24 protein-coding genes are annotated in these 23,842 nt (G+C 29.1%); 23 read left to right on the top strand and 1 reads right to left on the bottom strand.

Annotated features, from left to right (window positions below; translation table 11 throughout):
- Nucleotides 1-868 precede the first annotated feature (868 nt).
- Nucleotides 869-3,751 carry a cadherin-like beta sandwich domain-containing protein gene (locus tag JHL18_RS02700; RefSeq protein WP_200266099.1) on the top strand — a complete coding sequence of 961 codons (2,883 nt, stop codon included), beginning with the start codon at nucleotides 869-871 and terminating at the stop codon, nucleotides 3,749-3,751.
- A gap of 158 nt (nucleotides 3,752-3,909) precedes the next feature.
- Here the strand turns inward: JHL18_RS02700 and JHL18_RS02695 are convergent, their stop codons facing one another.
- Nucleotides 3,910-4,182 carry a hypothetical protein gene (locus tag JHL18_RS02695; protein WP_200266098.1) on the bottom strand — a complete coding sequence of 91 codons (273 nt, stop codon included), beginning with the start codon at nucleotides 4,180-4,182 and terminating at the stop codon, nucleotides 3,910-3,912.
- 406 nt (nucleotides 4,183-4,588) lie between these two features.
- Between JHL18_RS02695 and JHL18_RS02690 the strand changes: the two genes are divergently transcribed.
- From JHL18_RS02690 to hepT, 22 genes are all read left to right on the top strand, one after another.
- A complete protein-coding gene (locus JHL18_RS02690; RefSeq protein ID WP_200266097.1) occupies nucleotides 4,589-5,836 on the top strand; it encodes a radical SAM/SPASM domain-containing protein in 1,248 nt (415 codons plus the stop codon).
- A 26-nt stretch (nucleotides 5,837-5,862) separates the two neighbouring features.
- Complete coding sequence (locus JHL18_RS02685) at nucleotides 5,863-6,915, top strand: radical SAM/SPASM domain-containing protein (protein ID WP_200266096.1); 1,053 nt, start codon at nucleotides 5,863-5,865, stop codon at nucleotides 6,913-6,915.
- Between the two features lie 59 nt (nucleotides 6,916-6,974).
- Nucleotides 6,975-7,151 (top strand): hypothetical protein, encoded by a 177-nt coding sequence (locus JHL18_RS02680; protein ID WP_200266095.1) that lies wholly within the window; start codon nucleotides 6,975-6,977, stop codon nucleotides 7,149-7,151.
- Between the two features lie 324 nt (nucleotides 7,152-7,475).
- A complete protein-coding gene (locus JHL18_RS02675) occupies nucleotides 7,476-8,447 on the top strand; it encodes a S8 family serine peptidase (protein ID WP_200266094.1) in 972 nt (323 codons plus the stop codon).
- A gap of 81 nt (nucleotides 8,448-8,528) precedes the next feature.
- A complete protein-coding gene (locus tag JHL18_RS02670) occupies nucleotides 8,529-10,205 on the top strand; it encodes an ABC transporter ATP-binding protein (RefSeq protein WP_207752951.1) in 1,677 nt (558 codons plus the stop codon).
- Between the two features lie 27 nt (nucleotides 10,206-10,232).
- Nucleotides 10,233-11,114, top strand: coding sequence for an ABC transporter ATP-binding protein (locus tag JHL18_RS02665; RefSeq protein ID WP_200266092.1), 882 nt, complete (start codon nucleotides 10,233-10,235; stop codon nucleotides 11,112-11,114).
- Nucleotides 11,114-12,256, top strand: coding sequence for an ABC transporter permease (locus JHL18_RS02660; RefSeq protein WP_200266091.1), 1,143 nt, complete (start codon nucleotides 11,114-11,116; stop codon nucleotides 12,254-12,256). The genes JHL18_RS02665 and JHL18_RS02660 overlap by 1 nt, the downstream gene beginning before the upstream one ends.
- 82 nt (nucleotides 12,257-12,338) lie before the next feature.
- Nucleotides 12,339-12,863: a hypothetical protein gene (locus tag JHL18_RS02655; protein WP_200266090.1), complete on the top strand. Its 525-nt coding sequence runs from the start codon at nucleotides 12,339-12,341 to the stop codon at nucleotides 12,861-12,863.
- Nucleotides 12,864-12,891: 28 nt separating this feature from the next.
- Nucleotides 12,892-13,569: a hypothetical protein gene (locus tag JHL18_RS02650; protein ID WP_200266089.1), complete on the top strand. Its 678-nt coding sequence runs from the start codon at nucleotides 12,892-12,894 to the stop codon at nucleotides 13,567-13,569.
- A gap of 48 nt (nucleotides 13,570-13,617) precedes the next feature.
- Nucleotides 13,618-15,138: a B12-binding domain-containing radical SAM protein gene (locus tag JHL18_RS02645; protein WP_200266088.1), complete on the top strand. Its 1,521-nt coding sequence runs from the start codon at nucleotides 13,618-13,620 to the stop codon at nucleotides 15,136-15,138.
- A gap of 100 nt (nucleotides 15,139-15,238) precedes the next feature.
- Complete coding sequence (locus JHL18_RS02640; RefSeq protein WP_200266087.1) at nucleotides 15,239-16,132, top strand: aminoglycoside phosphotransferase family protein; 894 nt, start codon at nucleotides 15,239-15,241, stop codon at nucleotides 16,130-16,132.
- A gap of 86 nt (nucleotides 16,133-16,218) precedes the next feature.
- Nucleotides 16,219-16,431, top strand: coding sequence for a PD-(D/E)XK nuclease family transposase (locus JHL18_RS02635; protein ID WP_200266104.1), 213 nt, complete (start codon nucleotides 16,219-16,221; stop codon nucleotides 16,429-16,431).
- Between the two features lie 357 nt (nucleotides 16,432-16,788).
- Nucleotides 16,789-17,940 carry a tetratricopeptide repeat protein gene (locus tag JHL18_RS02630; RefSeq protein WP_200266086.1) on the top strand — a complete coding sequence of 384 codons (1,152 nt, stop codon included), beginning with the start codon at nucleotides 16,789-16,791 and terminating at the stop codon, nucleotides 17,938-17,940.
- 54 nt (nucleotides 17,941-17,994) lie between these two features.
- On the top strand, nucleotides 17,995-18,156 hold the full coding sequence (locus tag JHL18_RS02625) for a metallophosphoesterase family protein (protein WP_200266085.1): 162 nt from the start codon (nucleotides 17,995-17,997) through the stop codon (nucleotides 18,154-18,156).
- Nucleotides 18,157-18,374: 218 nt separating this feature from the next.
- Nucleotides 18,375-19,649: a helix-turn-helix transcriptional regulator gene (locus tag JHL18_RS02620; protein WP_200266084.1), complete on the top strand. Its 1,275-nt coding sequence runs from the start codon at nucleotides 18,375-18,377 to the stop codon at nucleotides 19,647-19,649.
- A gap of 98 nt (nucleotides 19,650-19,747) precedes the next feature.
- Nucleotides 19,748-19,888 (top strand): hypothetical protein, encoded by a 141-nt coding sequence (locus JHL18_RS02615; protein WP_200266083.1) that lies wholly within the window; start codon nucleotides 19,748-19,750, stop codon nucleotides 19,886-19,888.
- A 284-nt stretch (nucleotides 19,889-20,172) separates the two neighbouring features.
- A complete protein-coding gene (locus tag JHL18_RS02610; protein ID WP_200266082.1) occupies nucleotides 20,173-20,679 on the top strand; it encodes a hypothetical protein in 507 nt (168 codons plus the stop codon).
- A 128-nt stretch (nucleotides 20,680-20,807) separates the two neighbouring features.
- On the top strand, nucleotides 20,808-20,993 hold the full coding sequence (locus tag JHL18_RS02605; protein ID WP_200266081.1) for a hypothetical protein: 186 nt from the start codon (nucleotides 20,808-20,810) through the stop codon (nucleotides 20,991-20,993).
- A 61-nt stretch (nucleotides 20,994-21,054) separates the two neighbouring features.
- Nucleotides 21,055-21,879, top strand: coding sequence for an SDR family NAD(P)-dependent oxidoreductase (locus tag JHL18_RS02600; protein WP_200266080.1), 825 nt, complete (start codon nucleotides 21,055-21,057; stop codon nucleotides 21,877-21,879).
- Nucleotides 21,880-21,989: 110 nt separating this feature from the next.
- Nucleotides 21,990-22,508: a metallophosphoesterase gene (locus JHL18_RS02595; RefSeq protein WP_200266079.1), complete on the top strand. Its 519-nt coding sequence runs from the start codon at nucleotides 21,990-21,992 to the stop codon at nucleotides 22,506-22,508.
- Between the two features lie 444 nt (nucleotides 22,509-22,952).
- Complete coding sequence (mntA, locus tag JHL18_RS02590) at nucleotides 22,953-23,381, top strand: type VII toxin-antitoxin system MntA family adenylyltransferase antitoxin (RefSeq protein WP_200266078.1); 429 nt, start codon at nucleotides 22,953-22,955, stop codon at nucleotides 23,379-23,381.
- Complete coding sequence (gene hepT, locus JHL18_RS02585) at nucleotides 23,371-23,808, top strand: type VII toxin-antitoxin system HepT family RNase toxin (RefSeq protein ID WP_200266077.1); 438 nt, start codon at nucleotides 23,371-23,373, stop codon at nucleotides 23,806-23,808. The genes mntA and hepT overlap by 11 nt, the downstream gene beginning before the upstream one ends.
- Nucleotides 23,809-23,842 lie beyond the last annotated feature (34 nt).

Genomic DNA, 23,842 nt, shown 5'->3' with positions numbered 1-23,842 from the left:
CCCAATTAACTTAAGCAGTTTTTAAAACAAAGCAGCTGATAAAACTAAAAACTCTTAGTTTTATCAGCTACTTTTAAACTATTTAAATAAATCGCTCCTGAAAAACTAAAGTTTTTCAGTGCCCTCTAAAAATATTGAGTGCTTTTTGAATTCATAGGAAAATGCAAAATCTAATGAAACTCTCCATCCTCATTAAATATATAATTGTGATAGTGCCTTAAAGCAGCATCCACTATAGTATTCATATATACATTTACATTTGGGTGAGCTACTTTTATCTCATTAAGCATCCTTGCAGTATAGTTTCTTATCTTGTAGTTTTTTGGAGATCCAGTGGTTCGTCACCCACTGCTGGTGCTTGTATAATATTGTAACTCAGAAGGCCTGCATAGACTGGTCAATTTTTATGTCCAAGTTATTGACGTACAAGCATAGATATGTTATATAATTAATTAAGCAGTTAAAAGTAATCGTTTTAGTCAATATATGATGTACTGATAAAATATCTTTCCAAGGTGGCTCCGCACTTAAAATAGCAAAGGTTGTTTATGGTATGTAGCTGTTTTGGTGAGTAATAGCTTATTAACTGTGTTTAGTAATGTAAAGAAAAATAACTATTGTTTACAGGTAAGAGTAAAATAATTGATAACACGAAGTTTGATTTATTCTAGAAAGACTTAGTTAAGATATGTTGATTAGTGATGACAAACATGAGTTTTAGTAGCAACGTAGGTTTGAAATCAGCAGTTCTTAACTAAGTCTCTTATTTTGCGTAATTTTAACTAGTGAGGAGGTAAAATGTAACTTTGGTTACAAGGTACTAATATATAAGAAAAGATTTACTACACAATGGAGGTATGAAAACACAATGGCAAGCCAAAGAAAAAAACTTAAATCATTAATAGCTGCAACAATAACTACCGCAGTAATGTTAAACACCGCTCCTTTGCAAGTATTTGCATTTACAGGAACAACGATGTCACAAACTTTCTCACAAGAGGAGGTACAAAGTGCACTTTTAGATGTAAATAATGCGTATTCTTCTGATGACTTAATAACTGTGATGATCCAATCCCCTGCTTTGGGTATTGATATGACGTTTTGGGCAAGCACACCTAGGGCAGACCAGGTCAATATAGCAACAAAGTTATATAATAACAGAGGAGCAGGTTACATGTCTGCTGAGGAACTAAGAAATGCATTCGTTCAATATTGTGGCGAGGAGCAGAAAATGATAGATATAAACACAGCTCCAGATGCAGATGCAGTTATAACGGCGATTGATTATTTTGGTATAGATTTAACACAGTTTAATTATACATGGGCAAATGTAGATAGGATAGCTGTAGCTAATATGTTTCTAGATATTAGAAGTGATTACGGTTTCGTTACACCTCAAGCTGTTGAAAACTCCTTCGTACAATGTATAAACTCTAGAAAAATAGCTATGGTGAATATAGCACAAAGATCTGAAGATATTAGATATGTTTTCGAGCATATTGGAATACAAGTAGACTTTCATACAAATGGTTATGAAAGCTTATCTGATGCAGATAAAACAAAGGTAGCGGACCTAGTAATTCAAGATAGAGAACTACACGGTGTATTCGCTGATAATGGAGCTATACAAACAAGTGTAAATAAAGCTGTAACAAGTGTTAAGGCTGTAAATACTCCTGTACTTTCTGGTGATAACAAATTAAGGGATATACAAAGTGATAAGGGGGTATTAAGTCCAGTATTCGACCCTGAAAAAACTGACTACACCTTAAACGTAGATAATGCAACTACAATGTTATATGTAACTTTAACTACAAATGAAGCACATTCTCATTGGAGTATAACAAGTGATAACGATGCAGATATAGATAACTTAAAAGAGGGACACAATGTGTTTCATATAAAAGTGACAGCTCAGAATGGTGCTATTAGGACTTATAACTTAGATGTTATAAGAGAAAGTTCTATCGTTCAGAAATCAAATGATAGTAGATTATCGAATATCGCAGTTGATAAGGGGAGTTTAAGTCCGGCTTTCGATGCTTCTATTGCTAGTTATTCAGTTAATGTAGCTAATGATGTGACAGAAATTAATATAACTCCAACTGTTAATGAAGAGCATGCCACAGTAGGGGTATATCCACTAGATAACTGTGATGCTAAAAACCTAAAAGTTGGACATAACTATTTCAAAGTAGGGGTAGTTGCACAAGATGGTTCTCTTAGAAATTATATTGTAGATGTAGTTAGAGCAGTAGCAAATGTGCAGACAGATGCTGAGAAGGTACAACAAGCTTATGACAGATTAGCTATAGGCTATGCACCAGGAGATAGTGCTAGTAATGTTAACATGAATATCCAATTACCATTCTCTGATGAAAATGGAGCTACAGTAACTTGGTATACAACTGATTCTAACTATATAACAAATATAGGTGAAGTTAAAAATGGAAGAGATGGTCTAGTGCATCAAGTTATTATGACAGCACTAATAAATTGTGGTGGAGCTTCGTTATCAAAACTTTTTGAGCTTAATGTTCAGCCAATGGGAGGTATTGTTGTTACAACACCTAAGTCATCTGATGCAACTTTAACAAATATAATTCCTTCAAGTGGGGTATTATCGCCAACATTTAATCCGTTATATAATATAAATTATTCTGTTGTTGTAGAAAACGATATAACTTCATTAACATTAACTCCATTATTACATAATTCAAAGGCATCTTATGTTATAGAGGGCGTTGAAAACGCTTCATTAACTGCATTAGTACAAGGGTATAACTACTTTAATATTAAAGTAACAGCAGAGAGCGGGGCAGTTAGATACTATCCTATCGTTGTAGTAAGATTAGCACCAACTCCAAGTGAAGGAAACGGCGGACAACCAACAGGAGGAACTACAACTCCAACTGAAGGAAACGGCGGACAACCAACAGGAGGAACTACAACTCCAACTGAAGGAAATGGTGGACAACCAACGGGAGGAACTATAACTCCAACTACTCCAGGTAGCGGTACTATAACACCTAACACAAATCCAGATAATAACCAGACAAAAACACCTGCAAATGTAGAACTAACAACAAAGACAGATGGTGTTACTAATGGTGCATATTCAGACTCTAAAATATCTGGTATGTTAGACGGTAAGGATACTTTAGTTGTTAAGGCTAATGGTATTGTAATAAACATACCAGAGAAAGCAGTGGATACAGCTAACTTAGATGGTTCTGAGTATATAAGAGTAACTGAAAAAATACTTGATTCTACAGAAGCTTCAGAATTATTCAAGGGGTTACCATCCGGTATAGCACCTTTAAAAGATGCTCTAAGCTTCACAATGCAACTATTCGATAAGAATGGCATTTTGATAAAAGACATTCACCAATTTGCTAATGGGCAAAAGGTTAAAATATCTATTAAATTAACGGCTGATCAAATAGCTGGTAAAGATACTAGCAAATTAACTATGTACTATTATGATGAAACTAAGAAGGAATGGGTAGAAATAGGTGGTAGTTTTGATAAGGGCACTATGTTGTTCAGTTTTGAGACTTCTCACTTTACAAACTTTGCTATCTTAGAAAAGGTGACTACACCTACAACTACACCTACAACTTCAACTCCAACTGAAATTGTTAAATTACCACAAACAGGTTCGGTAGTAGACTTCAGTTCTGTAGTAGTTGCTGGTAGCTTTATGATGGTACTTGGAGCTGTAGTATTATTTGTTAATAAGAGAAAGTAACTAACAAATAAACTAAAGCTATATATGAAAAAGTTCCCTAAAGAGAACTCTTAAGTTATTGAAAACCCCCATGGTTTTAAAAATGAACTATGGGGGTTTTTCTCTCACAAAAAATCATGAGGAAGCATGAAGGTAGCCTAACTCCTCTTAAACCTAATCTAATGAAACTCTCCATTCTCATTAAAGATATAATTGTGATAATGCCTTAAAGCAGCATCCACTACTGGTGTCTTATCATTCATTACTCTTTTTAGCTTTCTGTTATCTGCTAGTTCAGAAGTTACTTTAAGATTATCTTCTTTAACCACTTTAGTAGAGGGTGTATTGACATCACTTTTCAGTAATGCTTCAATATCTGAAGTAACAAAACTAAAAGTGCTAACTACATCTCCTCCAGTTGGCTCACCATCAACAATTCCGTTTTCCTCCATCACTTCTTCGTCGTAGCACAGTTCATGTATATCATTATATTGATATTTAGATTAACGCATATGCATAAAAATGTTAATTAGCCAAAGGAAAAATATATTTGAAAGTAAAAAAATAGAACAAAGACTAGGGATACGAGTTGATTTTTTGCTCAGAAAAAAAAGTTGCGTAAACAATCGGTATAGTTTTGAAAGAAACTTTTATAAAAAAATAATACTAAAACTTGACAAAAGAATTACTGTAAGTTACACTTTTAATAGTAAAAAAGGAATAAATTGTTTATTGAGGTAATATGTTGTTGAATAGTATATAAAAGTGTGTTGGGGTTGTGGGAAATTATTAATACGATAACATGTATGTTTTAATTGTAACAATTGCAATTTTAAGTTAGGTTGAGGGGGGAGAAGTATGGAAAAGGAAACATATAGTTTTTCAAGTTTTCTTAGAGTAATTAAAAATAATAATAGAGTTATTTTAGCTAATACTGATAATGGAGAATGGATTAAAATTTCTCTTGAATGTTACAGTATTTTAGAAAAAATTATTAATTCAAATATGGATATAAAAAAAATAGAAAATATTTTTTGGGATTCAGAAGATAAAATATATTTTGAAAACATGATTGAGATAATGCGAAAAAAAGCAATTTTGTATGATACGAATAATATACCTTGTAATAAATGCAATGAACTTGAGATAGTAACATTTTCGGTAACAAAAAAGTGTAATTTATGTTGTCTTCATTGTGCTTATGATGCTGCGACTCAAAAAGATGTGGTGGAAGATTTGCCTTTTAGCAAAATTAAAGTTATCTGTGATGAATTAATTTCTTGTAATACAAAAAAAATAGTAATCACAGGTGGTGAACCTCTTTTAAGAACTGACATAATTGAAATATTAGAATATATTAAGAAAAATAGTAATGCTGAAATTATATTAATGACAAATGCTACTTTAATTACTGAGGATTTAGCAGACAAGTTAACAAAATTAATAGATTCTATAGATATAAGTATGGATGGTGTTAATGAGCAGACTTGTTCTCTAATTAGGGGTAAGGGAGTGTTTGATAAGGTAGTAAATTCCATTAACATATTACAAAAAAGAAATTTTGTAGATATACGATTATCCATGGTTAAAACTAAAGAGAATATTAAATATATTGAGGAATTTGAAGAATTATGCGAAAAATTAAGAGTTAAACCGGTATTAAGAGGATTTGCTGCTGAGGGGAGAGGCGAAAAAAATAAATATATATTGACTGACTTTGATAAAGATAAACATGTGTTTGATAGAGAAGCTGTCGTTGGCCAGCAATATGCATTTAGCTGTAAGGCAGCATGCAATCAGTTTTTCATAGATTATAATGGGGATATGTATCCGTGCCCTATTCTAATTAAAGAGGAATATAAAATTGATAACATATTTAAGGTAAAATCAGTTTTTGAGTTGATTAATCTTAAAGATAATAAAATTTATTCAAAGCTAGAAAGTATTACTCCTTATAATCATCACAAATGTAAAGGCTGTAATGTGAATATATTTTGTTGGACATGCTATGAGAGAATAGAACTTTTTTCTAGATATCCTGAAAAGTTTGAAGAAAGATGTAACTATAGGCTTAAAGAACTTTCGGATGTAATTTGGAAAGAATAAAAATATATAAAAGAGTGGGATTAGAGATGGCAGTTAATTTATGGCTTACATATAAGTGTAATTTGAATTGTTCTTATTGTTATGAAAAAGATATAAAAATAGGAATGAAAAATAAATTAAATGATAATACAATAGATGATTATTTAATATTTATAGAAAATTTTTTGTATGATAAAAATAGGAACGAAAATGAACCGTATATAGTAAACTTGCATGGTGGAGAACCTCTACTGGAGTTTAATCTACTGAAAAAGGTAGTTGGCAGGTTAAAACAGAGTGAGAAACTGAAGAGTAAAAAAATAATGTTTGGAGTAACAACAAATGGAACATTATTAAATGAAGAAATTATAGATTTCTTATGTGAAAATTTTCACTACTCACTGTCTGTAAGTATAGATGGTATTAAGGAAAATCACGACAGAAATAGAAAATTTGCTAATGGTGAGGGAAGTTTTAAATTAATTATAGATAATGCATTGAAAATTCTTCATAAAAGATCAGATATAAGGATTAGAATGACTTTTGACTCTCGAACGGTGAAAGATTTATGTGAAAATATAATTTATTTACTTAGTCTAGGTTTTAATAACATAGTGCCAGTAGCTAATATTTTTGACGATGAATGGAATGAAGAGTCTAGTGAAGAGCTGGAAAAACAATTAGAAATGATTATGGATCATGATGTATATAAAAGAAATAAAAATTGCCACATAGGGATTTTAGAATCCATAAAAGCTAAAAATGTGAAAATGAAATGTAATGGAGGCATTAATACTATTAATATATCGCCCGATGGAAATATTTATCCTTGTACTTACGTTGTTGGGAAAGAGGAGTATAAAATTGGTGACGTCTTCATTGGATTTAATAATGAAAAAATAGATTATTATAAGAGTGTATATAAATGTAAGACAACTAAATGTGAAGGATGTTTGAATTATAATTACTGTAAATCAGGTAGATGCAAATTTATAAATAAAGTTATTACTGGGGACTTTCTAACTCCAGCAGTACAAGTTTGTATGTTAAGTAATATTGAGTATAAGATTTGGAAAAGTAAGTTTTATAATAAAGGTTAACTCTAGTAGCTTATTTGTAAAAGGAGATATTATAATAAAATTTAAAAGGGGATAAAAGAATGGAAATAAAAAAAATATTAGATAAAGTAAACTTAGATGTTGAAGGACAAGCTTGGGATGCAAGTTGTTACACTGATTGTAAAACTTCAGCTTGGAATGGTAATGCCAATGGTGGGGATTGGACTAAATGTAAATATATAACATCTGTTAGTGCAAGCTGGACAGAAGATTTCTAAAATAATAAATTGTAATATATCAAGTATATAAACCAAAATAAATTTGAAATTATTTAATAACTAAGATAATAATCTTCTTTTACTATAATAAATTATAAATAATATTTGAATAGAAATAATTAATTATTTCTATTCAAATATATAAAATTGAGAAATTGTGATATATAACATTAAAGTTTCTATTTTGATTAGAAAAATGTTAGTGAGTTTATATGTAGTTAATAGAATATAAAAATATAAGCTATTGATCGAATAAAAAAATTAAAGTGTAACTGGAATTAAGTATAGTATATATATTAATGTTTTATCGCAGGAAGAGGTACTATGTGCTATAAAGAGTTCAAAAAAAAAGTTATAGTTATAGATTCGGGAATAAATGTAAATGACGAATTTTTATGTGATTCCATTATAGGTGGAGTGTGTATTGAAGTAAATAATGAAAAAATAATATTTAGTAATAATTATATGGATGAAAATGGTCATGGAACGTTTTGTTCTAAGATCATTAAATACATAAATGAGGAAATTGGAATTTATGTAATTAAAATTTTAAACAAAAATATGAAGTGCTCATGTAAAACATTAATAGAGGCATTAAAATATACTAAGAATATTAATATCAATCTGATTTGTCTTAGTCTTGCAACTATAAATGAACTTTACGCTGATGACTTAAGAAATATCTGTAGTGATTTAAGGAAGAATGGTAAAATATTGGTATCATCTTTACACAATGATAATTATAATAGCTATCCAGCTACATTTGAAGATGTTATAGGTGTAGAAGGAATACTAGATGATAATTTATACTGTTATGATTACTATAAAGATTTACAAATTCAATGTAAATCAAGTAGTATGCCAATTTTATTACAAAGTATAAATGGACAATATAGATATTTTAGAGGGAATAGTAAAGCTAATGCACTTTTCTGTGGATTGCTTTTAAAAGATATTGAAAATGTAAACAACTTAACATTAAAGGAGTTAGAGGATTATATAGATTTGAATTTGAAAGGCCACAAAACTTTATATAAGCACAATAAAGATATGAATATAAATAAATCTCAAATGTTTGAAAGTGTAAAAGAGATTTATATAGAAATATTCGGTGAACATAATTTTTCAAAGTTAAATATATATGATAAATGTAAATTGTTCACAAGTAAGAGATGTATAGGTGTCATAGAAAGTATAGAAAAAAAATGGGGTGTTGAAATTGAAAAAGAATTTTTACATCAAAAAGTATTTTATTCCATAGATAGTTTAATAAAATATTTAGATTTGCAAATATAAGAATGTGTGGTGAAAAAATATTTGAAAATAAAAAATAATTTATATATAAAGTTTTTTCTTAATATAAAAAAAGATAAAAAAATGTATTTTATTATGGGCATATTAATGATTCTAACAGCAGTACTATCTATGCAATGTCCTAGTCTAATTGTGAAAATAACAGATAAAGCAATAAAATATGAGAATTTTCATGAGTTAACATATTTTATTGCTTTATATCTATTGGTTGGTGTTTTTCTTTTTATAACTTCATTTTTGAGTGATTATATATATATTAAAATTGGTAACAGAGTGAAATTAGATTTAAGAATGAGATTATTAACAAAAATTTCTCGATTTTCAGGGGTAGAAATTAATGAAAGTAATACTGGAGAATTAATATCTATAATTCAATATGATGTAGAAAATATTCAAGAATTTGTAACTAAAATGCTTTTTAATTTTATAGCAGATATAATAACAGCAATTGGTCTAATTATAATAATGTTTAAATTAGAATATAGGCTTGTATTTATAGCTATTTTGATACAGATAGTAATATTTTTCAGCCAAAAATTTTTCAATAAGAAAATTTTTGAAGAATCAATTAGGCTAAGAGAGAATTATGGAAAGGGAATGTCAATACTTCAAGAATTTTTAAATTCAATAGCACATTTTTTATTTCTTAATGTAAGAGATACTTTTTTAAGAAAATACTTCGAGATTTCTAATGAAGGTATGGAAAAAAACGTAAGATTGCAGAAATACAATTCTCTTAACTCTTATGTATATCAATTAATAGGAACTGTTCAAAGCTGTATAATATTTGGCTATGGGGGGTATATGGTTATAAGAGGTGATATAACCTTTGGCATATTTATGGTTTTTGTTACATATGTACAAAAACTTTTTACACCTTTTATAAGAGTAACAAGGTTAAGTGCACAATTAAAAATGTTAAAAGTATCGATTGAGAGAATAATGAATGTTTTAGAATTTGAAGATAGAGATGTCAATGCTTCAAATATAGATAAAATTGATATAAAACATTTTGGGTCTAATATAAAATTTAATAATATTAGCTTTTCATATGATAATAAAACAACAGTATTGAATAATTTAAATTTGAGTTTAAATAGTAATAAGATAAATGCAATAGTAGGGCAAAGTGGTTCTGGAAAGACAACAATAATAAATCTTCTTTTTAGAATGTGGAAATTTGAAATGGGAGAGGTTTATATAGGAGATATAAATATTAAAGAAATGCCAATGGATCTTTTAAGGCAAAATATAATTGTAATATCTCAAAATACATTTTTGTTGAATGATTCTATAAAAAATAATATAAGTTTATATGATTCAAGAATTTCTGAAGATGAAATATACAAAATTATAGAAGTTGTTGGCCTAGTTGATTTTATTGAAAAGCTGCCTAATAAAATTGAAACTCAGATTGGAGAAAATGGATTAAAACTATCTGGTGGTCAAAGACAGAAGCTAGCAATAGCTAGAGCAATACTAAGGCAAGCACCCATAATCATCTTTGATGAAGCAACATCAGCCATGGACAATATATCAGAAAAATTAATTATGCAAAATATAAAAAGTTACTTAAAGAACAAAACAGTCATTATGATAGCACATAGACTAACAACTATAAAAGATGCTGACGTTATTCATGTTATTAGAAATGGAACTATAGTTGAAAGTGGAACGCACAAAGAACTTTTACAAAAGGGACAAGAATACAGTAAATTATATTTAAAAAAATCAGTATAGATACGGTGTAATGGAAGGGGAATATTAATGGGTATTGTGATTAGTAATCTATATAAGGAGTATAAGAAGGATGTATATGCAATTGAAAATTTAAGTATAAAAATAGGAAATGGTGTTTTTGGGTTACTCGGACAAAATGGAGCAGGAAAGACAACTTTGATGAGAATTATTACAACTCTGTTAGCTCCAACTAAAGGATCAGTTGAACTAAATGGTATTGCTTTGACAAAATCCAATGAAGCTGAGATTAGAAAGCAAATTGGATATTTGCCTCAAGAGTTTGGGTTCTATCCAAACTTAACTGTATATGAATGTTTAGATTATATTGGATTATTAAACAAAATTGAGCCGAAGAAAAGAAAAGAAGATATAGCTAATATCCTAGAAAAGGTGAATTTGCAAGATCAAAAAAATAAGAGATTTAAAAATTTATCTGGAGGCATGAAAAGGAGAGTAGGACTTGCTCAGGCTATGATAAATGATCCTAAGATATTAGTAATAGATGAGCCTACCACTGGGTTAGATCCTGAAGAGAGAGTTAGAATAAGAAATATGATTGCAGATTTTGGCGTTGATAAAACTGTTATATTTTCCACTCATATTATTGAAGATATTGCTAGTACAAGCAAAAACTTGGGGATATTAGAAAAGGGAAAATTATTATACTCGGGAACCACCAAAGAATTGATAGAGAGTGCCAGTGGTAAGATATGGAGTGTTGAACTTAATGACAGAAAAGAACTAGAGGAAATAAGAAAAGAGAATTTTATTATTTCTAATGTATATGTAAATGACTATATACAAGCAAGAGTAATTTCTGAAGGAAAACCTTATAAGAATGCTAAAATTGTAGAGACCAATATAGAAGATGCTTATATGTATGTGAGGAAAAACGGAGGAACATTATAATGAATGGCATTTTCACTATAATTGAGTTAACCAAAAAAGAGTGTAAGTATACCGTTAAGAGTATATTTTTTTTCATATTCATTGTATTGCTTTCAGTGAGTTGCTACATGGAGTTTCATGGGAAAATACAGTACCTTCCTATAAAGTCCCAGAGTGATTTAGTAAATTATAATGATAAATCTGGACAAACGTTTATAATTGAAAATCCTACAGATCTGCAAAAAAGAAACTCTATAAGATCTATCTTGGAAGATAAGAGCAATAGTAGTATTAATAGAAACGAAGATTATACAAAGCTTTTAGATAAAATCAATGAATTGAGTTTTGATGAAATAATATCTGAGTCTACTAAGGTAATCAATAAAGATAAGGTAGGTTTAGAGATCTATAATCAAATTTGTACAATCTTAGAGTCACCCCAAAACTTCATTCAAGCAGATTTAAAAACCTCAAAAGAACTGATGGAGAGAAAAGTTAAGGAAGAAGACTTATATTCAAGATTTGTGAAAAATTTTGCTTCAGTTAGTAGTATGATAGCTATGCTATATATAATTATAATATTTGCATTCACTTTAGAAAAGGACAAGCGAGATAACATTAATGAAGTGATAAGAACAACATCTATAAGACCACATGAATATATTCTAGGCAACTATTTAGGTAAAATAATTCCAATAGCTATTAGTTACTTAGTTATTTCGGTGATTTTCTTTGTAACAGCTTATTACAAATATAAAGCTAGTGGACTTGAAGTTTCAAATTTATTACTCGGTGTTAAATATATTATTACCTGGTCATTTGTCAGCTTTTTCTTTGTTTCAAGCTTTGTAGTATTAGTTTCATTATTAATATATGATTCTATAGCGACTGGAGCGTTATGTGTATTGCTAAATGTTTTTCTTAGTGGAAAACTAAATCCACTTTATAATTATCAAATTAAATATTCTTATTTTGAGGGGTCTCTAATAAGTACTAATAGTTTAATTGCTTATAATAGAGTGGCCTTTTTAATCGGTGGTTTTTTATGTTTGATTTTGTCATGTATTACATGGGGAAGAATAAAATACTTGAGAAATGGTGGTATATATGATGGAACTCGGAAATTTATTAAAAATAAACTTAAAAATCTGCCTGTTAAGTAAAAAGTTTCTTATTAGTATTTTAACTTTCATTATCATTACTGTTATGTTTAATGTAACTTATACATCAATTAAGGATGTATATATGTTAATGGAAGTTATTCTACCTATAATAGGGGTAGTTATTTTTTGTGATACTCCTATTATGGAGCAAGCTGTAAAATTCAATGAGATGTTTTATTTAACTAGAATAAACAAAAGTATAGTGTTTTTTATAAAAATTATAATTAATATTGTTGCTGGAGCTATATTGTTTTTCTTAGGATTTATATTAATATATATAAAATTTATCTTTCTTAATAAAGGCACTTCTAATCTGGATTTTTTTAATATGCTTTCTCTTTTTCTTGTGACGGAGTTATTTTTAGGAAGTATAGCTATTGTAGTAACTACAGTAACTAATAATATTAAAATTGCATTGGGTGGAGGGTTATTTTCCTATTGGATTTTTTACGAAATAATTAAGGACAACACTTCTTTTACACCTTTTGGGATGTATTTCAATTTTCAAGGTGATAGGTTATTAATAAGTAAAATATTATGTCTATCTACAGCTTTGATCCTTATTATTATTTCCGATTTAGTGCTTATGAAAAATAAAAGACTATAAATTTATGTAAGAATTAAGGTGCAAATGTATGAAAAACATGTCAATAAAAGATATACTTAATGAAATTAAAATAAATTATAAAATACTTATGGATACTAAGCTAGTGGTGTGTGCAATAGTGTTCTCTATAATTCCTTTGGTTTTGAAGATAGAGAGCTGGACAAATGGATATATTGTAGTTTTATTTGAAGTATTTTTACCACTAGTTGCAGGCTTCTTTTTTAGTGATTTAATAAGTATTGATAAAATAAATAAATGTGATGAAGTAGTTGAAGTTAATTCTACAAAAAAGTATAAAACACTTATTGTTCGGATGATAATTCAAGTTATTAATATGGTATCAGTTGAATTGCTGCTTTTAATAGTTTTACTAGTTAAGTGTGCTATATTAAAAAATTCAAATTTGCTAAATACAAATTTTCTTCTATTAACGTTTTTATTTATCGCAAATTCTGTACTCATATCCTGTATATCAAATCTTATAATAGTTATTACTAATAGAAGTATTTTGGGAATTATGGGAGCTTTTTTCTATTGGATCATATGGCAGATTGGTGATATCCAAAATATATTTAATCCTTTTGCATATTCCTTAGGGTTTAATAATTATGGGCAAAATAAGTTGGTAAATATATGTCTTAGTTTAATAATCTTTTTAGTAATTTTACTTATATATAATAGAAAAAAACATGAGAGTAATAACTAGTTATAGTGGTTATAACTATAAATTCAATTTGTAAGGGGATAGAACATAATGTTTAAGGTTGCACTGGTTGTTCCTTTCTTTAGAAAAGAAGGTGAACAAGTATCATACATGGAGTATTTAGGGTTTTCTTCAATAGCAGCATATTTAAGAGAAAGAGATATAAATGTAGAAATCATAGATGCGTATTTACAAGATTTAGATATGGATGTTGTCAGTAATAAATTAATCTATGAACAATACGATTTAATTGGCTTTACACTAATGTCTTCTGAATTTTTTAACAACGCAAAAATGGTTTTAGAAAAGATTTCGTCAGAACTAATAAAAAGAAATATAACCATCTTAGCTGGTGGGTATTATGCAACTTTCAACTCAGAGAAGATTTTGAAAGAAAGTAATATAGATTTAGTGGTAATGGGTGAGGGCGAAAGAACTATATTAGATTTAATTGATAATTTAATGGGCGGTAAAGGTTTTGGTAAGGTAAAAGGAATTCAGTACAGAGAAAATAATAACATTATAAAGACAGAACCTAGAAACATAATGACGTCAAAAGAGCTTACCGAATTACCCATGATGGCAAGAGATACGGCGGAAATAGTAGTTGGTCATAAAGGGAAGCTTCAAATGCTTTCTAGTAGAGGATGTTATGGAAACTGTGATTTCTGTGGAGTAAATAAGTATACTAGCAGATTGAAGGGAGAAAAGTGGAGATATAGAGAGGCTGAAAATGTTGTAGATGAGATGGAGATCTTAGTTAATAAATATAATGTTAAGGAAATTGTTTTTTTAGATGAGGAGTTTATCGGTACTGGAGAACTTGGTAAGGATAGAGCTCGCAAGATAGCACAATTAATAATAGATAGAAATATAAAAATACAATTTTTAGTGTATTCTAAATCAAACAATGTAGATTTTGATACCTTTAGTATATTAAAAAAGTCAGGATTAAAATCTGTTTTTTTAGGGATAGAGTTTGGGGTTCAAAGGATTCTTGACTTCTATAATAAAGGAATAACAATAAATGATAATAAAAATGCTATTAAGATATTAAAAGATCTAAATATAAATATTAAACCAGGATATATAATGTTTGAACCAACAATGAATTTACAAGAACTTAGAGAAAACTTTACGTTTTATTTTGATTATATAGGTTTTAAGCCTACCAATCTCTTAAATAAACTAGGATTATATAAAGAAACACCGGCTTATTATAAGGTAAAAGAATTAACAAAGGTAGAAGAAGTTGAGTTCTTACATAAAGACTATGGCGATTGTGTTGAATATTCATTTAAACATGATAAGGTTGGAGAAGTATATACAATATTAGCTGATGGCTTGAAAAGAATAGAAAATTTTAATTTTAGAAGACAAAGAATCTCTATGTTAGCTCAGTCAAAAGTTGAAGCTATAACGATGCAGAAGAAATTAGAGAAAGAGATATATGATGTTGTAATTCAGCTTATTAATAGTTTTGAGACAACAGAAATCTTTAATAATAAAATAATTGAAAAATTAAATGATGAATTTACAAACAGGTTTATGTTCATAAATAGTAATCTGTAATTCTATTAAATTAATCTTGCTAGTAATTGAGCTTGTTTTTTTTGCAAGCTTTTTAATTTATCAAGATGTGACATATGATTTTATAAAAGGAGTCTATATAATGGAGCCATTGCTGTGTAGATGGATAGAAAGTAAGATTGGTACTTTCATTATTGTAAGTGATTTAGAGGGTGGATGGGGGACTCATAATAATATTAGATATTTAATGGGCGCAGATGGAAGAAATTATTGCTTAAAGTTATTTGATAATATAAAAAAGTGGAAAGTAGAAAGTATTGCATATAATGAACTGTTAAATTTTGAGAGTGAACTTATTCCAAAATACTATGGTGGTTTTTCATATGGAAATATTAATGCTATATTAATTTCAAGATTGAAAGGACAAACTTTAGCTTCTAGGATTAATGAGTTTGATGATAGTTATAAAAAAAGCATATTTTATGAGTCTGGCAAATTGTCACGTGAGATTGAGGATAAAAATATAGATAAGGCTAATTGGTTTGGAGCACTTAATTTAGATATATCAGCAACATATGAAACAGCCAGTGAATATTTAAAAAGTAAGTTTTATAAGCATATAGCATTCCTAGATGTAGTTGATACAGATTTAGCTGAACTTTATAAGAAGTCTTTTAATTTGATAGATAAAATATATATAGAAGAACCACCAGTGTTGGTTAATGAGGATAATACAGTGAGAAATTGGATGGTTGACTCTGAAAATAGACTTACTGGTATTGTAGATTTTGAATATTTAACTTGGGGAATCAAAGCTCAGACGGTATCAGCTGTTGTATTGAAAGATGAATATATTATTGATGCATATTTTAAAGGATACGGAGTAGATAGAGACGTTCTGTCAAACATTAAATATACTAATTATCTTGCTTTATTAGGAATCTCAACAATAATTTACGGTAAGGTAAATAATATTGATAAGGCTGTTTTCTTGGGGAATAGATTAATTGCTAAATACAAAGGTAATAAAATTTAGAATTGGTTAAATTCTAACAATTGTAAATTAATTTGAAAATCTAGAGATACTCATATCTTTGTTGAACGCTATCTTAAAGTCCAAGGATAAGATCACACTATAGGCTAAAGGAAATCGAGATCAATGAAGAACTTACAGATATTATGGAAATGCATTTTATCGAAATTCCTAAATTAGAAAATAACACCGATGAAAAGGATATGCTAGTAGCATGGACAGAATTTTTAAAAAATGCTGAAAGTGAAAAGGTAAGAAGCTTAGAGCTTACAGTAGAAGAGGTTAAGAGGCTTAGGAAGTAGCAAATGATATATTATGTAAGTAGCTAGTAAAATATATTAAGTTTTACTAGCTATTTTAATTGGAAAAGGAGAATGAGAGCTCATATAGATGTTGGTTTTGCAACTATTATGAACGTTTATGTAGTGGATTCACTTGATATTTATTAAATTCGTTGTGGATAGATGAAACTACACGAATATTAGGAACTTTAGGTATGGAATCTTCAATATGCAATATAACATTTACAAAGACAGTAACGAAAGTGGAATAGAGCATAACTTATCCAGCCAGCAAAGTTTTTTAAATGATAGAATTTTTTATGTTATAATTATACAAAAGAGTATTGATATGTAAGTAGCGAAAAAGAGGTGATTATTTTGGAGTTTTTTGAGCCAAGTGAAAAAATAAGATTAATGAGAAAAAGGTTTGGGATAAGGCAATCTGACCTAGTGACGAATAATATAACTATGGCTTTTGTCAGTATGATGGAGAATGGTAGAAGAAGCGTAAGCAAGAGGAGTTCAGAAAGGTTAGTATCAAGGTTTAAGGAAATTGCAATGAACAAATCTTTAACACTGGATATAGATAATGAATATTTCTCAAGGCTTGCAGAGGAAGATGCAAGACTTTATATTGAAAAGGAACTTATAAAGAATAATGACCATACGGAGCTTGATAAACTCACAAAGATAGCTTTAGATTTTGAGATATATGATCTCTTAGCTAAAATATATGAAATGAAAGCAGACAAGTTTTTAGCCGAGAAGGATTTCGTTAAAGCTTTTATTAACTACAATTTAGCTTTAGGAAAATTGCAAGAAACAAGGCAAAATAGTGGGCAAGCTCTTTTGCATAAACAACTTGGAGTATGTAAGGAAAGACAAGGCGAATATATAGAGGCTATATACTATTTTAAACAAGCTATAGAACATTCTTTAAAAGAAAGTAATATCCTAATTTATTTCAAATCAAGTCTTAATCTTGCCATTGTATATGCAAAATCTACACAATATATTAGCTGCATACAAACAGTTGATGAAAACATATTAAAAGCAAAATTTAAGATCAGTAAAGAAATATTAATTAATGCTAGAATGACTAAAGCAAATGCTTTAATGGAGCTAAAGGATGATAATGCATTGAAAGAGTATTTTTCCTTAGTGGAAGAAGTTGGGGATACCAATGACTTAGTCCTGTCATTTTTATATCATAACATATCAGAATTTTGCTACAAAAAAGATAATTATAAAAAAAGCTTAGAATATGCAAATAAAGCTCATGCTTTAAAAAATAAGGTAAATAGAGTTGCGTTACCAAGTACTTTAAATATAAAAGGGAGAGTGTTTGTTAAGCTAGGCTTAGTTCGGGAAGGCACTATGATGTTTGATTTAGCTGCTAGTATCGCTGCAGAAAATAAAACGTTTGATATGCTTATTGAAAATTATAAAGCTTTAACCTTAGCATATGATTCTAAAGAAGATTTAAAAGAAGTTATGAAGCGATTTGAAAAGGTTATTGGTACTTTGTAAAAAAGCACTCTATAGGATACATATGAAAAACCACCATTTTTAAATATTGAAGACATGGATAAGCAAATGATTTCTTCTTGGAATAGCGTAGTGAAGGAAGATGATATAGTATTTCATCTAGGCGATGTGAACTCATATTCATTATCAAAAATGAAAGAGATTATTAATAAGCTAAAGTTTTATATTATTAAATATAAGATAGAAAATATAAATTAGTGATGTTACTTAAAAGTATTGCTGTTGTAACATATATATTTACATATGAACGGGTACATATATAAATATGTAAGAAAAGCAATTTGTAATTAACATTTTTGAATTAATTGTATAATTATTGAATAAATTAACTAAAAACTCTTTTATTGTATACAGATGGTGGTATAATTATGTGTAATTGTACAAAATGTAAACTGTAAATGAAAGAGGGGGTTGCTTTGAAGTTTTATAGTCCAAGTGAAAAGATAAAACTAATGCGAAAAAAATTTAGGGTAAACCAAGCTGATTTAGAATCAGTAAATATGACTAGAGCATTTATTAGCATGATGGAAAGCGGAAAAAGAAATGTAAGTAGGGCAAGTTCACAAAAACTAGTATCAAGATTTAAGGAACTTGCAATGAATATTTCTGTAACTCTTGATATAGATGATGAATATTTTTCAAGACAGCCAGAGGAAGATGCAAGACATTACATTGAAGAGACAATGAACATAAACAATAGTAATAAGGAACTTGAAGAGCTTATTACTATAGCTACAGATTTTAATATAGATGATTTGTTAGCTAAAATATACGAAGTATACGGGGAAAAGCTTTTAGCAGAAAAAGATTATCTTAACGCATTTATGAAATTCAGACTAGCTTTAGGAAAGTATCAAGAAATAGGAGATTTTAATAAACAAGCTTTACTATATAAAAGGCTTGGATTTTGTCAGGAAAGACGAAGTGAGTATGAAGAGGCAGAATATTATTTTAAACAAGCAAGAGCTCATTCTTTGGAAGAAAATAATTTTGAAATTTATTTTAAGTCAAACTTAAATATTGCTATTGTATATGCAAAATCTAAACAATATATTAAGTGCATCCAAGTACTTGATGAAACCATATTAAATTCTGAGGATAAAGTAGATAAAATAGTATTTATAAATGCAAAGATGACTAGAGCAAATGCTCTAATGGAATTAGTTGATTCAAGGGCGTTGAAAGAATATCTTGACTTAGTGGATGAAATTGGTGATACAAATGATCTAATACTATCATCTCTATACAATAATATTGCAGAGTTTTATTACAAGACAGGTGATTTTAATAATAGTTTGAAATATGTAAATAAAGCTCAAGCACTAAAGATAAAAGTGAATAAGATGGCTTTGCCTAGTACTCTAAATACAAAAGCAAAGGTGTTGTTTAAACTAGGTTTCTTTGAAGAAAGTATAATGCTTTTTAACTTAGCCATAGACATGGCTGAAGAATATAAATCATTTTATGTGCTTTTCGACAGCTACAAAGATTTAGCTGAAGTATACGAATCAAAGAAAGAGTTTGAAAAAGTCTTAGATACATTAAATAGATATATAGAAACAATAGATTACTATAATGTTGAATATGGTAAAGGATATGCCATCTGTAAATTAGCCCAAGTATCTGCAATAGAAGAAAATTGTGAAGTTTGTATGGATATGTTAAGCAAATTAGAAAAATATGTGTTATAAAGTATTTGTAATTGTATTCATAATTAATAAAAAAATGTATAATATATAATATAATTACAATATATATTGTAATATACTATTTTAAGAGGTGATGTTCTATGAAAAAAAATACTAAGGCTCTTTTATTATGTGTAGTTATGACTATGACACTTATTATTCCAATTTTAAGTGGTGGACATGCTAATTCGGGGTTAGGTGTAGTTAAGCCTATGACTACTGACTATCCGTCAGCAGATTAGAGAGTATGAATAAGCTAGACTGATTTAAATGAAATCAGCTAGCTTGTTTTTATTTTGCATAGATTTAAGGATATAACTTTTTTAAATAAAACGTAGACTGGAATTTGTGTCTAATAATTATTTTTTTGTAGAAAAAATCATAAAGCTTAATGCTAAGTAAGAATTTTTTGTAATATTTTTAGATTATTTATAATCATCTAGAAATTTGCTTTTACTTTAAATTACTTGATTGAACTAATGTGTAAAATATAGTATATTATAGAAAAACGTTCTAGGAGGCTTGCATGAAGCAAAAGGTTAGACTTATTTTTGAGAGGTCTTTATTAGCTGTTATAATCATAGCAGTAATATGGGCTATCTTTTCTATTTTATTTATCGTCCTTTCGTATTTATCCGTGCGTAGTTATTACAAAAGCCCTACTGCTAAGAGCTTTATGAAAGAGATTAAAGCTTCAAATAGCAATATTATAACAGCAAGAATATATTCTCAAAATGCAACTTTTTGCTTTGATTATAACTTAAAAGCTGCACCTAAAGATGTTTCAGATCTACACTCTATTTTTGAAAAAAGCTATGATTTTTTAATGAATGATCCAAAACTTAAGGATACAGTGTTAATACATGGAACAAGAACATCAATACAATTTATATATAAAGATGATGTGTACAGTTATAATTCTGATGAATTCTCTGATCATACAATTGAATCTAGTCCTGATTTCTTATATATTTACCATACCTGGACGGTTAAGAAAAATGGAAAACTTATCGAAACTATCATTAAACCATAATTTTAAAACTGGTCTATTTATAAAAAGTTATCCATCGGCAAGAAAATTACAATTAGTGTATTGTTTATTTGCTGATAGAAGTGACTAAAATACTTAATAGCAAAAATTTGTAGTTAGAGGGGTATTTTATGTTGAACAATAATAGCAATAATTCTAAGAAAGATGATGCACATTTTGAAGTAGGTCCTCTTAAGCCAATTAAAGTTAAAACTAAAAAAGAAGATATACTTTTTATAATGTTAGGCATTATCGTACTAAATTTCACTATTCTTTTACCTGTTATAGAAAATATAATACATAAACTGTTTAAATAAGAAGTCGCTGAAACTTATTAAGTGTTTTTTCTATCAAAGGATAGGAAGAGAGGGGAATAAAATGAAAACAAGCATCATTACTGGAGCCAGTGATGGCATTGGTGCTGCAGCTGCTCGTCAGTTGAAAGCTAAAGGACACAACGTGGTGCTCGTTGGTCGATCAAAATCGAAAACCGAAGCAATTGCAAGAGAATTAAATGCACCTTACCATTTGGTTGACTACACACGATTAGCAGATGTAAAACGACTGGCAACTGAATTAGAACGCTATGAATGTATTGATGTGCTTGCAAACAATGCAGGTGGGATCATGGGAGAGAGACAGATGACGGAGGATGGGTTCGAGAAGACTTTCCAGGTCAACCACCTCGCATCATTTCTTCTAACGATGCTACTTATGAAACGTCTTATTGCTAGTAAGGCAGTGGTAATACAGACCTCAAGCATAGCTGCCAACGCCTTCGGAAGGAATTTCAATATCAAAGATCTTAATAATGAACGTAATTATGCACCACAAACTGCCTACGGATACGGCAAACTTGAGAATATCCTTTTCACCAGAGAGCTTGACCGTAGGTATCGTGAAGAGGGAATCTCCGCTGTTGCCTTTCACCCTGGGGTAGTACGGTCTAGCTTTGCTAGTGATACCACCCATTTCATGAGATTTCTCTACCACACACCAGTAAAGTATCTGATGACCATAAGTCCAGAAAAAAGTGCTCGTGCGCTTACGGCACTCATTGAAGGAAAGCCTGGAGTCGATTGGAAACTAGGAGAAGTTTACTCGAAGGGCAAACCTATGGCTGTGGCATTTAAGGATGATGGAACTGTTTCGAGAGAACTTTGGAAGAAAAGTGAAGAGTTTTTGAAGGACGTACTTTCCTAAGCTTTTACCTAGGTACAAAAAGTCCATTATAAAGAGATTTATAAGTTTATAATAGTATAATGAATTTTAATAGGGTAAATTTAAGTTATTTTTAAGATGAGGTGTACAATATGTCAGAAGTTTTTATAACAGCAGACACACATTTTGGCGATGCAAATATAATAGCATACGAAAAGAGGCCATTTTCAAATCTTGAAGACATGGATAAGCAAATGATTGCTTCATGGAATAGCGTAGTAAAGGAAGATGATATAGTGTTTCATCTTGGCGATGTGAGCTCCTATCCATTATCAAAAATGAAGGAGATAATCAATAAGCTAAACGGTAAAAAGATACTTATTATGGGCAATCATGATAATCATCTAACCATAAGCCAGTGGATGGAATGTGGTTTTGATGAAGTGTACAAATATCCAATTGTCTATAACGAGTTTATAGTAATGCAACATCAGCCACCACAATATATTAATTCAGCAACCCCATTTTTCTATCTATATGGACATGTCCATGGAACTGAGATGTATCCAACTGTGGCTAAACAATCAGCCTGTGTTAGTGTGGAACGATGGGATTATGCTCCAGTCAAGTTTGAGTATATAAAAAAGTGTGTGGAAGAACTAACTAGGTAAAAATTGATATTACTTATCTGCTTTTTTATGACTATTATAATGATTTTGATGAATAAGAGATGAAATTCTAGGATAAAGAAAAATAAAATTGTTTATTTTTCAAGAAAGTTTGATATAATATAATTAAGAAAAGCTTAGTGTTGCAAACACTAAGCCAATCCTTAGAACATTTATTTTGTTTTAGGGCTATTGGATAAAATCAAACATATGAATTTAAGAGAATGAAAGCACTAATCTTTGGCGGATGGGTGCTTTTTCTCTTTGCTATCAATTTCTATATGTAAACCAAGAAATTTTATCTTGATTATTAACTTTAAAATAAAATTTTTAGCATCAGTTGGGCAACTATATTTTAAGAAATCTGGATATAGGGTATAATTAATGTAAGTAAAACATTTTAAGCATATAAAAAATGGTATTATCTTTAGAAAGGAGTAGAATTTTATGATTAATATCGATGCAAAACTAGACGCTCTAAAAGATTACTTTAAGAATAACGAGAATATTCTAGCTGCATGGTTTATAGGGTCTTATGGAACAGAAAAACAAACAGAAGACAGTGATATTGATATAGCATTGTTATTTGATAAGCAAATTGGAATCATGGATGAGATGGATATTTCCTCTAGGATCAGTGAAATCGTGGAGTTTGATAATATCGATACTATTAACCTCCTTTCTGCGCCTATAACTTTACAATTTAAAGTAATCGATGAAGGAAGAAGCCTTTACGAAAAAGATTATTATAAAGTCTGTGATTTTATGGAGCAGACTTTTAATAGGTATAGAGATGAGAAATATTATTTAGATAGATTTATGAAGGATTTTTATGAAAGTTATAGGGTTAGGAGTAAAGAGATTAATGGAATTTGATAAAAATAAGATAGATCAAAAATTAGTATTTATGGATACATGCTTAAATAAATTAAGAAAATTGAAATCAATTAATAAAGATGAATTTGTAGAGGATTTCACAAAAGTAGATAGTGCTAAATATCTATTACAAGTAGGTATAGAAGCAATGTTAGATATTTCTAGTCATTTGATTGCAAGAAATAGATTGGGAAAGCCAAAGGATAATAAAGACCATTTTCAAATATTAGCTGATAATGGAGTCATAGATATTAAAGATGTATTAGTGTACTTTAATATGGCGAAGTTTAGGAATAGAATAGTACATATGTATTTTAATATAAGTGATGAAATGATATATGATATTGTTCAGAATAATATTGTAGATTTTGAAAGATTTATAGCAAGTATAGTAAATACTTTGGGAAAGAGCACTGATGACTTATAAAAAATAGATGAATCAATATTAAGATTCCAAGATC

Origin of the sequence: Clostridium yunnanense, assembly GCF_016595795.1 — a bacterium.
Classification (GTDB): domain Bacteria; phylum Bacillota; class Clostridia; order Clostridiales; family Clostridiaceae; genus Clostridium_AR; species Clostridium_AR yunnanense.
Note: the sequence above shows the minus strand (reverse complement) of the source record. Positions and strands in the feature narration are given on the sequence as shown.

Coding starts and splice junctions, on each gene's coding strand:
- JHL18_RS02615 (WP_200266083.1), top strand. CDS start 19,748: ATGAAAAAAAATACTAAGGCTCTTTTATTATGTGTAGTTATGACTATG.
- JHL18_RS02660 (WP_200266091.1), top strand. CDS start 11,114: ATGAATGGCATTTTCACTATAATTGAGTTAACCAAAAAAGAGTGTAAG.
- JHL18_RS02700 (WP_200266099.1), top strand. CDS start 869: ATGGCAAGCCAAAGAAAAAAACTTAAATCATTAATAGCTGCAACAATA.
- JHL18_RS02640 (WP_200266087.1), top strand. CDS start 15,239: ATGGAGCCATTGCTGTGTAGATGGATAGAAAGTAAGATTGGTACTTTC.
- mntA (WP_200266078.1), top strand. CDS start 22,953: ATGATTAATATCGATGCAAAACTAGACGCTCTAAAAGATTACTTTAAG.
- JHL18_RS02645 (WP_200266088.1), top strand. CDS start 13,618: ATGTTTAAGGTTGCACTGGTTGTTCCTTTCTTTAGAAAAGAAGGTGAA.
- JHL18_RS02610 (WP_200266082.1), top strand. CDS start 20,173: ATGAAGCAAAAGGTTAGACTTATTTTTGAGAGGTCTTTATTAGCTGTT.
- JHL18_RS02650 (WP_200266089.1), top strand. CDS start 12,892: ATGAAAAACATGTCAATAAAAGATATACTTAATGAAATTAAAATAAAT.
- hepT (WP_200266077.1), top strand. CDS start 23,371: ATGGAATTTGATAAAAATAAGATAGATCAAAAATTAGTATTTATGGAT.
- JHL18_RS02675 (WP_200266094.1), top strand. CDS start 7,476: ATGTGCTATAAAGAGTTCAAAAAAAAAGTTATAGTTATAGATTCGGGA.
- JHL18_RS02690 (WP_200266097.1), top strand. CDS start 4,589: ATGGAAAAGGAAACATATAGTTTTTCAAGTTTTCTTAGAGTAATTAAA.
- JHL18_RS02600 (WP_200266080.1), top strand. CDS start 21,055: ATGAAAACAAGCATCATTACTGGAGCCAGTGATGGCATTGGTGCTGCA.
- JHL18_RS02625 (WP_200266085.1), top strand. CDS start 17,995: ATGGATAAGCAAATGATTTCTTCTTGGAATAGCGTAGTGAAGGAAGAT.
- JHL18_RS02670 (WP_207752951.1), top strand. CDS start 8,529: ATGTATTTTATTATGGGCATATTAATGATTCTAACAGCAGTACTATCT.
- JHL18_RS02665 (WP_200266092.1), top strand. CDS start 10,233: ATGGGTATTGTGATTAGTAATCTATATAAGGAGTATAAGAAGGATGTA.
- JHL18_RS02595 (WP_200266079.1), top strand. CDS start 21,990: ATGTCAGAAGTTTTTATAACAGCAGACACACATTTTGGCGATGCAAAT.
- JHL18_RS02605 (WP_200266081.1), top strand. CDS start 20,808: ATGTTGAACAATAATAGCAATAATTCTAAGAAAGATGATGCACATTTT.
- JHL18_RS02695 (WP_200266098.1), bottom strand. CDS start 4,182: ATGGAGGAAAACGGAATTGTTGATGGTGAGCCAACTGGAGGAGATGTA.
- JHL18_RS02685 (WP_200266096.1), top strand. CDS start 5,863: ATGGCAGTTAATTTATGGCTTACATATAAGTGTAATTTGAATTGTTCT.
- JHL18_RS02655 (WP_200266090.1), top strand. CDS start 12,339: ATGTTAATGGAAGTTATTCTACCTATAATAGGGGTAGTTATTTTTTGT.
- JHL18_RS02680 (WP_200266095.1), top strand. CDS start 6,975: ATGGAAATAAAAAAAATATTAGATAAAGTAAACTTAGATGTTGAAGGA.